General features: G+C 60.7%; 10 protein-coding genes. 4 read left to right on the forward strand and 6 right to left on the reverse strand.

Annotated features, from left to right (window positions below; all coding sequences use genetic code 11):
* Positions 1 to 113 precede the first annotated feature (113 nt).
* Together CLV65_RS05210 and CLV65_RS05215 are read left to right on the forward strand one after the other, a co-directional pair.
* Positions 114 to 704 carry an NAD(P)H-dependent oxidoreductase gene (locus tag CLV65_RS05210; protein ID WP_094690882.1) on the forward strand — a complete coding sequence of 197 codons (591 nt, stop codon included), beginning with the start codon at positions 114 to 116 and terminating at the stop codon, positions 702 to 704.
* Between the two features lie 209 nt (positions 705 to 913).
* Positions 914 to 1,978, forward strand: coding sequence for a C40 family peptidase (locus CLV65_RS05215; protein ID WP_094690883.1), 1,065 nt, complete (start codon positions 914 to 916; stop codon positions 1,976 to 1,978).
* Between the two features lie 161 nt (positions 1,979 to 2,139).
* On the opposite strand, the gene CLV65_RS05220 is transcribed toward CLV65_RS05215, so the two are convergent.
* The 4 genes from CLV65_RS05220 to infB form a co-directional block, all read right to left on the reverse strand.
* Positions 2,140 to 3,435, reverse strand: coding sequence for a riboflavin kinase (locus CLV65_RS05220; protein ID WP_094690884.1), 1,296 nt, complete (start codon positions 3,433 to 3,435; stop codon positions 2,140 to 2,142).
* A 115-nt stretch (positions 3,436 to 3,550) separates the two neighbouring features.
* Positions 3,551 to 4,657: a tRNA pseudouridine(55) synthase TruB gene (gene truB / locus CLV65_RS05225; RefSeq protein WP_094690885.1), complete on the reverse strand. Its 1,107-nt coding sequence runs from the start codon at positions 4,655 to 4,657 to the stop codon at positions 3,551 to 3,553.
* Between the two features lie 15 nt (positions 4,658 to 4,672).
* A complete protein-coding gene (rbfA, locus tag CLV65_RS05230; RefSeq protein ID WP_094690886.1) occupies positions 4,673 to 5,323 on the reverse strand; it encodes a 30S ribosome-binding factor RbfA in 651 nt (216 codons plus the stop codon).
* A 3-nt stretch (positions 5,324 to 5,326) separates the two neighbouring features.
* Complete coding sequence (gene infB, locus CLV65_RS05235) at positions 5,327 to 8,269, reverse strand: translation initiation factor IF-2 (protein ID WP_094690887.1); 2,943 nt, start codon at positions 8,267 to 8,269, stop codon at positions 5,327 to 5,329.
* A gap of 168 nt (positions 8,270 to 8,437) precedes the next feature.
* Here infB and CLV65_RS05240 point away from each other — a divergent pair, with 168 nt between their 5' ends.
* Positions 8,438 to 8,656, forward strand: coding sequence for a hypothetical protein (locus CLV65_RS05240; protein WP_094690888.1), 219 nt, complete (start codon positions 8,438 to 8,440; stop codon positions 8,654 to 8,656).
* A 170-nt stretch (positions 8,657 to 8,826) separates the two neighbouring features.
* On the opposite strand, the gene nusA is transcribed toward CLV65_RS05240, so the two are convergent.
* Positions 8,827 to 9,963: a transcription termination factor NusA gene (gene nusA, locus CLV65_RS05245; RefSeq protein ID WP_094690889.1), complete on the reverse strand. Its 1,137-nt coding sequence runs from the start codon at positions 9,961 to 9,963 to the stop codon at positions 8,827 to 8,829.
* 314 nt (positions 9,964 to 10,277) lie between these two features.
* Here nusA and CLV65_RS05250 point away from each other — a divergent pair, with 314 nt between their 5' ends.
* Entirely contained in the window at positions 10,278 to 11,489 is a 1,212-nt protein-coding gene (locus CLV65_RS05250; RefSeq protein ID WP_094690890.1) for a hypothetical protein, read from the forward strand.
* 169 nt (positions 11,490 to 11,658) lie between these two features.
* Here the strand turns inward: CLV65_RS05250 and tuf are convergent, their stop codons facing one another.
* Positions 11,659 to 12,858: an elongation factor Tu gene (gene tuf / locus CLV65_RS05255; RefSeq protein WP_094690891.1), complete on the reverse strand. Its 1,200-nt coding sequence runs from the start codon at positions 12,856 to 12,858 to the stop codon at positions 11,659 to 11,661.
* Positions 12,859 to 12,971 lie beyond the last annotated feature (113 nt).

Consider the following 12,971-nt stretch of genomic DNA (forward strand, 5'->3'; position numbering starts at 1 on the left):
CGCGTTCTCCTTACGTGAAACCTGCCGCGTCCCCTGCACCACAAGGGATATTCTTGTGTCACTTTATCAATCCGCGGTAACCGAATGCCGCCATCGCCCCCTAGGAGATTTCCATGCATACCCTCGTGATCGCCGCGAACCCGGACCCGGATTCCCTCACTGTTGCCGTCGCCCAGGCATTCGCGAAAGGCGCGCATGACAACGGCAGCTCGACGCGCATCATCAACCTGGGGACCGACGGCTTCAATCCCGCATACACACTTGCCGATCGCGACCACTATTACAACGCCACGCCCATGCCGGCTGACGTCATTCCCTATCAGCAGGCCATGGAAGCGGCGGACACCATCGCGTTCGTCACCCCGATCTATTGGTACACGATGACGGCTTCAATGAAGGGCTTCTTCGACCGTGTGCTGTGCCGCGACTTCGTATATGACCGCTCGACCGGCAAACCGCTGGCATTGGCAGGCAAAACGGTGCGGTTCATCGCGCTCACTGGCGCAGGCGAGGACTGGTATCGCACCTCCGGCATCGGCGAAGCGTTGAAACGCCAGATCATCGACAATACGTTCGCCAAGTATTGCGGTGTGACGGATGCCACGATCGAATACGTGGACGGCACAGGCAGCGGGGATGCCAATCACATCGCGGACTGCCTGAAGCGAATGGAGACGCTCGGCGCGGAAGCGACGCGTGCGTGAAAGTAACGAGCCTGTGCTAAATTCATATCAGTATGAGAAAGGTGACGCGGCTTCCATGATGTGAGGCTCGCGCTTCCAGTCGGAAGTGCTGGTAATCTTGCAAAACCAATACGCCGAATAGCAAATAGCAACACTGTGAGGCGTAAACACCGAGAGGCGTAAACACTGTGAGGTCGTCCACCCACCGCGCACGGAAGTAAGGTGCAGATTTGATTTTCCCGATTCATTCGTCTGCCGCGAATGCTTCTCGGCATGCCCAGAAGCGGCACGCCGCGCCGCAGTCACAGTCACATCGTGCTGCTGCGGTCAAGATCACGAAAAGCGTTCCTGCCATCATCCTGGCGTTGCTTCTCGCAGGCAGCAGCACGGCGGTGGCATCGAACGGCGGTTCCTCGGTGCTGGGCGCCGGCGCATTGGGCCAGTCTTCTGCCGTGAGCCGTAGCGATTCACGTGACTCCCTGCTGCAGGAAGGCTCCCAGTTGTCGGTCGACGGCACATTCACCACAAGCGTGAATGAAGACAATGTGATCATCGAGGCGCCGCTGTCACAAAGCGTTCAGGATGCCCGCAAGACGCTGCAGGCCACCATCGACAGCGCGTCCTCCACGCTCTCTTCTTCCGAGGGCAAGGCGAGTGACTCGAGCCGCAGCACGCTGTCCGGTCTCATCGACCAAGCTAATTCCACCGTCACCGACGACAATGCAAGCACTGATAGCATCTACGCAGTCAACTCCAGCCTTGCGGAGGCAGCCAACAAGGTGACGAGCGAAGTCGCTTCCGCCAATGCCGCTGCAGCCGAGAGGGCAGCGACATCCAGCCGATCCGCTGCTGGTTCTTCCTCGGCCGGCACGTCAACCGGTACATCGACCGATACTTCCTCCTCGACCGTCACCGTGTCGGGTTCGGGCTCCGGTCAGGCTGTGGCAAATCTTGCGATTCAGTATCTCGGCAGGCCTTATGTAGCGGGCGGTAACACACCGAGCGGATGGGATTGCTCAGGCTACGTGCAGTGGCTGTATGCGCAGTTCGGCGTCACGCTTGCGCATTCCTCCGGCGCACAAGCCCAGGCCGGCACCTACATCGGCAACCAATCCGACCTGTACACGAAGGCACAGCCGGGCGACATCATCGCCAACAGCGGGCATGCCGCCATTTACGTTGGCAGCGGCAACTGCGCGCAAGCCCTCAATCCATCGCTGGGCACGCGCATCTATCCGTGCAATGTCGTGTCCACGTTCATGTCCGGATATTCCATCCGCCGCATCTTCAACTGACGGCGTGACGCTTCCCTACTTCCATAAAGGCTGGGGCGGATTCCTTGAATCGGGAATCCGCCCCAGCCTTTTGTCATGAAGCGCGCCTTGCCAGCCACGGCGCCTCACGCATCACCCCTGCGGCGTGTTGACGCGGTGTGCTACTTGGCTCCGTGATTGCATCACTTCGCGGTGTCCACAGCTTTGTCCGCAGCTTTGCGTGATGCCTCTGCGTCCTTCGCCAGCTGGCCGGCGAGTTCGTCAGCGCTGGCGAATTTCATCTGCGGACGCAGATAACCGCCGAATTCCACACGCACATCGTGGCCATACAGCTCCAGCCATTCCTGCGTGCACGCATAGGCCTCGACCACACGCTCATGCAACCCGGTTGCCTCGCTGAAGGTCTCCTTCGTGCCAATGGAAATTGCAGCAGGCCAGCGGTTGACGGGTGTGCGGGCGGTCACGGCATCCTCATGATGGTTGACGTGCGCATCAGCAGAAACGGCACCAGTGTTGCCAGCGTTGCTGCTCCCCTCCTGTGCCTCAGCTGTCGTGGCGCCTGCAGCTACCTTCGCATCAGCATCCGGCGCCATGCCGAAATCGACAAGCCAACCGGAATACACGCCGTCCACTGGCACATAGCCTTGCACAGGATCGCCAAGATTCGCCGTGGGGAATCCGATCGTATGCCCGCGCTGCTCGCCGCGCACCACCACGCCTTCCACGGCATGAGGGCGGCCGAGCGCTTCCCCGGCGTCATGCACCCTGCCGTTGCCCAGCAGGTAGCGGATGTTGCTGGAGCTCCACACGCGTGCCTCATGTGCATGATTGCGCTTGCTCCATGTGCGACGCTGGGATTTGTTCATGCCCTCCAGCGGATCGGCAGGTTCTCCCGGCTTCTGCGGCATCTGCGGCTTCCAGTCAAAAGGAATGCGCGTCATGCCAGGACCGGCATCATCCACCACGTCCAGCTCAAACACACCCGTGGCAAGCGACAGATTGCGAATCGCCTTGAGATCGCCCTCCTTGCCTGCACCCATGTGCGCGTCGGAACCAAGCACGAGCGTGCGCATGCCGACCTTGCCCACCATCTGCCCGAGGAATGACACATATGACACCGCTGCGAACGGCATCGTGTAATGCACCACGAACGTGCGGTCCACTCCCAGTGACTCGATGAGTTCAAGCCTGCGCTGCACGGGCATCAGGGCATCGGGGTCGTGAAAGCCCTCAGGCGCATCGGCACCATCATGCGCCGCGGCATAGGCATGCGCTGCGGCGGGACGCGGATCGAGCACCACCGCCACGGATATCGCCTTGAGTTCGTGCGCAAGCTCCACCGTACGCTTCAGCACCGCCTGATGGCCTTGATGCATGCCATCGAACGAACCGATGGTGAGCACGCCCTTCTTGCCATCAGGCAATGCAGGCCAGGCGACGGCACCACGTTCATCAGGAACCAGCCAATCGATTGTCATGTATCCTCCAAAGTCATCTCACTGCCGAAGCGGTGAAAGCCAACAAATGTCACAACCAGCAGTGTCAAACCAAGCAAGTCACCGTACCGCGGATTCGCCCGGATTGCCCAAAGCGCTAGAACACAACGCTTGGCTTGAGCAGTTTTTTCGTGCGTCGCTCCACGATTGCCACAAGCACGCCGTCCACGCCGCCCACGCAGTCCACGTTGCCCATGTCTCCCATGTCACCGCTGTCGCCCTGCTGTGCGGCGGCGGTATCATCGCTCTGCCGTGACAGGTCCGGGTGCATGATGGCGGCCGTGGGACCATGCACCACGCCTTCGATGAAACGTCCGTGTCGCAAATCATCCGCTTGCTGGGCACTGATGTCAATCGTCGGCATGGCTTGTGCAGCGCCTGCCGCGGGGCTGATCGCATGTGCGCGAATCCCCGCGGGATCGTCGAACACCGCCCACGGATGGGTGACCGTCTCGCCGTGGCGGTTGACGAAAGTGTGATCCTGCGCGTGGGCAGTGACCACGTCCGGATCGGTCACATCAAAACTTCCAACGCGGGTGCGGCGCAAACTCACCAGATGCGCGCCTGTCCCCAAGGCAGCACCCATGTCGCGGCCAAGGGAACGGATGTAAGTGCCGGCTGAGCACGTGACCCGTGCCGACACGTCGATGAATCCGTCATGCGAGGAATCGAGGCGACGTTCGATGCCGAGAATATCGAACGCGGAAACCGTCACCGGCACGGGTTCCAAGTGCACATCCTGCCCGTTGCGAGCAAGGTCGTAGGCTTTCTGACCGTGGATTTTCTTGGCCGAGTAGGCGCTCGGCACCTGCATGATGCTGCCGGTGAGCGCAGCCGCCGCCGCGATGATATCGGCATCCGAAAGCGCAGAAAGCCGTGCAAGAACCATGTGCTGCTCGTCATCGGATTGTTCGAGGAATTCGCCGTCAGCGTCGTCCGTCGTGGTGGACTGGCCGAGACGGATCACCGTCTCATAGGTTTTGTCGATTCCCACGATGTAGCTGAGCAGCCGAGTGGCGCTGCCAAACCCCACGATGAGCAATCCCGTCGCCATGGGGTCGAGGGTGCCCGCGTGGCCCACATGCTTGGTATGCAGGGCTGCCCTCGCGGCAGCCACGATGTCGTGGCTGGTTACTCCGCGAGGTTTATCCACTGCAAGAAGGCCCGAGGCGAGCATGGGTTCCGAATGTGCGACCTCAGTCATGCTTGTTCCGCAATCTCAGCCTTGCACCGCAGAATCATCGGATCCGGCAGCAGCGCCTGTGCCAGCGTCCATGTCGTCGTCGGCGTCATCATCCATGTCATCATCACCGTCGATGAACGCTTCGGTTTCGGCATCGTCATAATCGAAGCCGTCGCCTGTGTAATCGTCGGTGGAATCGGAGTCGATGTCATATTCGGCATCGGCCGCGTCGTCGGAATCACCATCTTCGTCATCATGGTCATGACGGTAGGGATCGGCGTCCCCGGCATATGACGCATGCTCGCGAAGCTTGGCAAGCTCCTGATCTCGGCGCAGAGCGATGGACAGAACGTCCTCGACCTCATGCGCCTCTTCAGGGACTTCATCATAAATGAACTCGAGCTGCGGGGTCAGACGCAGGCCTGCCTTGCGCCCCACCAAGGAACGCAAACGTCCGGCGGATTGTTTGAGAGCCTGCTTGGCGCGCTTGCGCTGGCCGAGCTCATGGCCTTCGCTGCCCAAGTACGTCCAGTAGATTCGGGCGATCTGCAGGTCGTTCGTCACGCGCACTTCCGTGATGGTGACGTGCGCAAGGCGCGGGTCGCGCAGCTCCCTTTGGAGGGCTGTCGCGACCACGCGCTGTATGAGACCTGCCACGCGCACTGCGCGAGGATTGGTTCCTGACATGTGTTACTTACGCTCGACTTCCCGCATCTCGAAGGTTTCGATGACGTCGCCCACCTGGATGTCGTTGAAGTCACCCAAGTTGATACCACACTCGTAGCCTTCCTCGACTTCGGTGACGTCGTCCTTGAAACGACGCAGCGACGAAATCTCCAAGTCGTTGATCGTGACGACGCCATCGCGCATGATGCGGCACTTCGTTCCGCGCTTGACGGTGCCGTCCTGCACCATGACGCCGGCGATGTTGCCGAACTTGGAGGAACGGAAGATTTCGCGAATCTCCGAGTGGGAGGTGACGACCTCTTCGAACTCCGGCTTGAGCATGCCCTTGAGGGCTGCCTCGATGTCCTCGATCGCCTTGTAGATGACCGAGTAGTACTTGATTTCGACGCCTTCGCGTTCTGCCAGATCCGCCACCTGACGGTTCGGGCGCACGTTGAAGCCGATGATGACGGCCTTGTCGACGCTCGCCAGGTTGACGTCGTTCTGGGTGATGGCGCCGACACCGCGATGGATGACCTGAATGCCAACCTCGTCGGAAACCTCGATCTTCATCAAGGAATCTTCCAACGCTTCCACGGAGCCGGAGGAATCGCCCTTGATGACGACATTGAGCATGTCGATCTCGGACTTGGCGAACTGCTCCTTGAACTCCTCGAGGGAGACGACCTTGCGGCGCTTCGCCAGCTGGGCGGCGCGTTCGGACGCTGCGCGCTTCTCGGCGATCTGGCGGGCTGCGCGATCATCGGGAGCGACGAGGAATAGGTCACCGGCGGTCGGCACGGAGGTCAGACCGAGCACGGAGACCGGGCGGGACGGCAATGCCGCGGTGAGCGAATTGCCGTTCTCGTCAAGCATGGCGCGCACACGGCCGTAGCTGGTGCCTGCCACGATGGCGTCGCCCACATGGAGCGTTCCCTGCTGCACGAGCACGGTCGCGACGGCGCCGCGGCCCTTGTCGAGCCTTGCTTCCACCGTTGCACCGCGGGCGGGCATGTTGGGGTTGGCGCGCAGATCGAGTGTGGCGTCTGCAGTGAGCAGCACAGCCTCGAGCAGCTTGTCGATGTTGATGTTCTTCTTGGCGGAGATATCGACGAACATCGTGTCGCCGCCGTACTCCTCGGGCACAAGCCCGAATTCGGTGAGCTGACCGCGCACCTTCTCAGGGTTGGCTCCCGGCACATCAATCTTGTTAACAGCCACGACGATCGGCACGTTGGCGGCCTGCGCGTGGTTGATTGCCTCGACGGTCTGGGGCATGACGCCATCATCCGCAGCGACCACGAGGATCGCGACATCCGTGAGCTCGGCGCCACGGGCACGCATTGCCGTGAAGGCTTCGTGACCCGGGGTATCGAGGAACGTGATCTTGCGCTCTTCGCCATTCAAATGCACGGACACCTGGTAAGCGCCGATGCGCTGCGTGATACCGCCAGCTTCCTTCAGCGACACGTTCGTCTTGCGGATTGTGTCAAGCAAGCGGGTCTTACCATGATCGACGTGGCCCATGACGGTCACGACCGGAGGACGAGGCACGAGATCTTCATCATCCATGTCCTGCTCGTCGTCAAGGTTGATGTCGAACTGCTGGAGCAGCTCCTTGTCTTCCTCTTCGGATGAAACGATCTTGATGTTCCAGCCGATTTCCTCGCCCAGAATCTGGAACGTGTCCTCGTTAAGGGACTGCGTTGCCGTCGCCATCTCACCCAAGTGGAACAGCACGGTGACCAGCGAAGCGGGGCTCACGTTGATCTTCTCAGCGAGGTCAGCAAGGCTGGCGCCCTGACGCAGGCGAATCGTCTGGCCATGGCCGGAAGGAATGCGCACGCCACCGATGACCGGTGCCTTCATCTCCTCGTATTCCTGCTGCTTAGCGCGGCGGGCATTCTTACGAGCCTTGGACGAACGACCGCCCTGATGGCCGAATGCACCTGCTGCACCGCCGCGACCGCGACCCGGACGTCCGCCCGGACCGCCGTGGCCGCCGTGCCCTGCAGGACCGTTATCGGTATGAGGCGCGCCGGCACCGAAATGGCGTGCGCCTGCTGCGCCAGCGCCCTGGCCTGCGCGGGAATGTCCCCAGCGTCCGCCGACACCCTGGCCCGGACGGCCATTGCGGGCTCCCGGACGGCCATTGCGGCCATGCGAGTTGTTGACCGTGGGGCGCGCCATCGGGTGAGGACGCGGAATGTCGTTCGGCGTGGGCACATGCATGCCTTGGTGGCTCGTGAACGGGTTGTTGCCCGGACGCGGTGCCTTTTCACTTGACGTATTGCGCGAGCGCGGCGTGGCACCCGGCTTCGGGGCATTGCGACGTTCCCCGCGTTCGCCACGAGGGCCGGGACGAGCACCGGACGGACGGCTGCCGCCTTCGCGACGGGATTCGCCGCGGGATTCCCCGCTTGTCTTCTTCTCTTCCAGCTCGCGCTGCGCACGACGCGCCGCTTCCTGGATACGCGGATCGGAGCTCTGCAGGCCCTGGCGAATCGCCTCTTCCTGCTTGCTCAAAGCGGAACTATGAGACCTGCCCTGCCCCTGATGACGGCCCTGCCCCGGCTTGGGACCGGGATGAGGCATGCCGGGCTTGGGTGCGTCGGCATGTGCAGACTCGTGCACAGGATTTGCCTGCTCGGCGGCATGGTGGTTCGCCCCCGGCTTGGGAGCGGAAGCCTTGGGATGCGGAGCATTGCCGGGCTTGGGGGAATGGGAATCTGCAGAATTGCTGTGGGACGCGCCCTGATGCTGAGAATGCTGGGCGCTCTTGGAAGTCTGGCTTGATGCCGAGGAATTGTCGGCTGCGAATGCCGACTTGAGTCTTCTCACCACGGGCGCTTCCACCGTGGACGACGAGGACTTGACGAATTCTCCCATGTCCTTGAGCTTCTCAAGGACGGTCTTGCTGTCCACGCCGAATTGCTTTGCCAACTCGTACACGCGTGCTTTAGGCACTAAATTTCTCCTATCTGTGCCGCGTGCCCGTGTGGCGCGCGACGCTATTTGATGAGGGCGACCATATCCTGTCTCATCGTGCGACCATGACTGTGTTACCTCGTCTGTGCTTGACGCCACGGAACGTATTCTTGTCTGCGCACCACGGCATTAACAGGATGAAACCATGTGATTTCACCCACACATCAGCTCACCACAATACATGATGGCGTGGATGAAATCATCGCACCGTGGTGGTATCGCCAAGCGCATAATTTCAGCGTTGAAGAGCCCCATCCCCGCCGATCCCGCACGACACCTGCCTGTGCATTCCCCACCGAATCGGAAGCGACACCCAACACCGCCAAAACGCCTCTCGAATCGCCTGAAGCGCAGGTGCCGACGTAGAAAGAAAAACCGAAGCACAACACAAAAGGAAGGCACCGTCGGATATTCCCGACGATGCCTTCCATGGATCACATCCAGACTCCGGTCGCTGCAGGCACCGTGCCTTCGAGCATGCGTATTCAACCAGCGTGCTGCCCGATCAGTGCCTTGCCCAATCAAGCCTTAGACAATCAGGCTTCTGTGGACGGTGCCTGCGGAGCATCAGGCGTCTTCTCAGCCTTGTTGTTCTCCTGGTCAGCCGTGTTCTCCTGATCATCCTTGGACACAGCGATGCCTGCGGTCTGCTTGTTGAGCTGCTCCATCGCGCGACGCTTCTCTTCGGATTCGATGCCGATCTTCCAGCCGGTGAGCTTGGCGGCCAAACGCGCGTTCTGACCTTCCTTGCCGATGGCGAGGCTGAGTTGATCGTCATGGATGAACGCGATGGCGGTCTGGTTCTTTTCGCTCACGACCTGCACGCTCACCGCATGGGCAGGCGACAGCGCGGCGGCAACGAACTTCGCGGGATCATCGGACCAATCGACGATATCGATCTTCTCTTTACCTAGGTTCTCCATGACAGCACGCACGCGGGAACCGCCGGGGCCAATGAGGGCACCCTTGGGGTTCACGCCAGGCGTGTTGGCACGCACAGCGATCTTCGTGCGGGCGCCAGCCTCACGGGCGATTGCCATGATCGACACGGCACCGGACACCAGCTCAGGCACCTCGCGCTCGAACAAACGACGCACGAGTTCCGGATGCGAACGCGAGACCACGATTTCCGGTCCACGCAGCCCGCGCGACACATTCACCACATACACGCGCAGACGCTGGCCATGACGGTAATGCTCGCCAGGCACCTGTTCGCGGCGCGGCAGCAGCGCCTCCACATCGCCGATGGCGACGTGCACGTTATTGGGATCCTTGGCATCCTGTTGGACGGTGCCGGTGATGAGCTTGCCTTTCTGACCGGCGAAAGCTCCAAAGACCTTGTTGTCGGCAGCCTGACGGAACAGCTGGGTGATGGTCTGACGCGCCGTTGCCGCAGCAAGACGACCGAAATCAGTCGGGGTGTCATCGTATTCAGGCCCCAGCTCAGGTTCCGGATATGGATTGTCCTCCGTGGGTTCCTGCGGGATTTCGTCACGCGCCCACACGGTGAATGTTCCAGCGCGGTCGTCAAGCTCCACGCGCGCATGTTTCGCAGCATGCGGCATCTTCAAATATGCGAGTCGGAAAGCCTCCGCAAGCGCATCATCCAAGGTTTGTGCATCAATGCCCTGTTCAGCTGCCAGCTTGTGCATTCCAGCCAAATCAAGTTCCATGCCGAGACCTCCGTATGAAATTATTCATGAAATTATTCAGGCAGGCATATTCCTGCCATGTGGCATACATCATAGTGAGATTTTGCAACGCCACGCAACCAGCCATCTGTGCGCGTGCTGCACCCCGGTCGTTTCCGCTTCCCCATCTGTCCGCCTTCCCCTGCACTGCCTGTCTGCGGTACCCCGGGCCTTACACTGGTGGCATGTTTTCTTCTCATCGGGCCGCGAAACAATCGGTTGGGGGCGCGGCACCCTTCGCCGTACGCTGCGCATCCCTGTGTGCTGCGCTGTGTCTGACGTCGCTGGGCACACTCGTGCCCGGAGATTGGGCAGCCTCATCTGCTGGGTCGCTGCCGACCGCGCAGGCAGCCACCGCACAGGCTGCATCCGATCGTTCCGACAGCTCAGCGGAAAACACCAGCTGTGCCTATAACCTCGCCCTTGCCAAATCCTGGTATGACGTCTCCAACTGGGCGCCTTCCCCCACGCAGCGTCTGCTCATGGCCATGGGGGCGCGCACAGCATGGAGCCGCACCGCAGCGCTGTGTCCAACCGCCATATTCCCTGAAGCAACGGTGAGGGCGGCCGTATCGCAATACCGCGCGAATCGACTCGCCGCCGCACAAGGCCGCCAGGCATGGCTGACTAACAGCGCTTTCTTCAATGATTCCAAAGCTGTGATGGATGCAGCACGTTCAGCGTGCGGCAAGGACTCTTCTGCACTCGACCTGACGCCTACCAGCAATGCATCCGGCACCGGCAATGATGCAGACAGCGACAGCACAAGCAGCAACGCGTCATGTGTCTCTCAATCAAGCGCACAGCCTTCCCAAGTGATCGGCGCCACAAACGATGAGCTCAACGCCATCTCCACCGCGTACGACCGTGCCGGTTTCATCATGACGTATCGCGACGCGCAGAATTCCAATGCAGCGGACCTGTCCTCCGCCTCAACGTACTTGCAAGGCGCGGCTAATTATGCGGCGATGGTGACGCTGGGCGGCGAGCATGCCACCCGCAACGGCGTGTATTTCACCAAGACAATCAGCGCCATGGCCGATTCCGTGACCGATCCTGCCACTGGTTACAAGATGCCTGTAGGCACAAGCGTGCAATTGGACATGGTGATCGAAGCATTGAGTGAAATCTCCTCGTCGGCCTCGCAGGATGCTTCATCCGACGAATCCAAAACTTCAGCTGATTCAGCTGCAAGTGCCACGAATACTACGAGCGCACAGGCGCAGAAGACGGAAGAATCGCAGAACAGTTCCGATTCCAGCGCACGCTCGGCAAACCAGCAGACGAATGCCTCCGGCAGTGTCAGCATCGGTCTTGACTACACCCGGCAGACAATCACCGTAAGCGGCACAGCCTACGAACCAGACAGCGACGGATCAACGGATCCGTCCAAGGGGTTGACATCACCTGCCGCTCGCCGCCGAGCAATCAGCGAGGAACTCAGCGCGCGGCTGCTCAGCTGTTTCAATGCAGGCGTCCCTGCCCGCGAAGACATCGTGCTGGGATAGCGAACGGGATTTCATGTTAATTTAGCTCGCAATATTCCCGCAATATTCCCGCAATATTAATTTAGCCCGCAGCCTTGCAGCTGCGGGCTAAATGTTAAGCCTTGCCAACCGGCTTGCGTGTGCTAAATCGCACGCGCAAGCCAGCGTTCAAGCCATCAAGCAACTAAAACTACTCGATGATCTTGGTGACACGGCCGGAGCCAACGGTGTGGCCGCCTTCGCGCACAGCGAAGGTCAGGCCCTGCTCCATAGCAACCGGCTGGATCAGCTCGACGGAGAACGTCGCGTGATCGCCAGGCTGAACCATCTCGACACCTTCCGGCAGGGTGATGACGCCGGTGACGTCGGTGGTGCGGAAGTAGAACTGCGGACGGTAGTTGGAGAAGAACGGCGAGTGACGGCCACCTTCGTCCTTGGTGAGGACGTAGACCTCAGCCTCGAACTTGTGGTGAGGAGTCACGGAGCCGGGCTTCGCGACGACCTGGCCACGCTCGACCTGGTCGCGGTTGATGCCGCGGAGCAGCAGACCGGTGTTGTCGCCAGCCTCGGCGGTGTCCATCGTCTTGTGGAAGGTCTCGATGGAGGTCACGGTGGTCTTCTGGGTCGGACGGAGGCCGACGATCTCGACTTCGCTGTTGACGGGCAGCTGGCCACGCTCAACACGGCCGGTCACAACGGTGCCACGGCCGGAGATGGTGAAGACGTCCTCGATAGGCATCAGGAACGGCTTGTCAAGGTCGTGGACCGGGGTCGGGATGTAGTCATCGACAGCGTCCATGAGCTGCTTGATGGTCTCAACCCAGTGCTCGTGATCCGGAGCGTCGTCGTGGAGAGCGCCGTAAGCGGAGGTGCGGATGACCGGGCAGTCGCGATCGAAGCCGTTCTCCTCGAGGAGGTCGCGAACTTCTTCTTCGACCAGCTCGATGAGCTCTTCATCTTCGACCATATCGCACTTGTTGAGGGCGACGAGGATCCTCGGCACGCCCACCTGACGAGCGAGCAGCACGTGCTCGCGGGTCTGAGCCATCGGGCCATCGGTGGCGGCGACAACGAGGATTGCGCCATCCATCTGAGCAGCGCCGGTGATCATGTTCTTCACGAAGTCGGCGTGGCCAGGGCAGTCCACGTGAGCGTAGTGACGCTTCGCGGTCTGGTACTCGATGTGAGCGATGTTGATGGTGATACCGCGGTCCTTCTCTTCAGGAGCGGAATCGATCTGATCGAAGTCGTACTCCGGGTTGAGGTCGGGGTACTCCTCATGCAGAACCTTGGAGATAGCGGCGGTCAGGGTCGTCTTGCCGTGATCGACGTGACCGATCGTACCGATGTTAACGTGCGGCTTGGTGCGCTCGTACTTGGCCTTTGCCATATTTATGTCCTCCTGGACGTGTAGTAGTTAGCCCCTGATTCCGAAGGAGTCTCCGAAAATGACAGGCACCCGCTACATATTACTTGTTTTTGGGGTTTTACGCCACTTCGTGT

It is taken from the genome of Pseudoscardovia suis (assembly GCF_002797875.1).
In the GTDB taxonomy this organism is placed as follows: Bacteria; Actinomycetota; Actinomycetes; order Actinomycetales; family Bifidobacteriaceae; genus Pseudoscardovia; species Pseudoscardovia suis.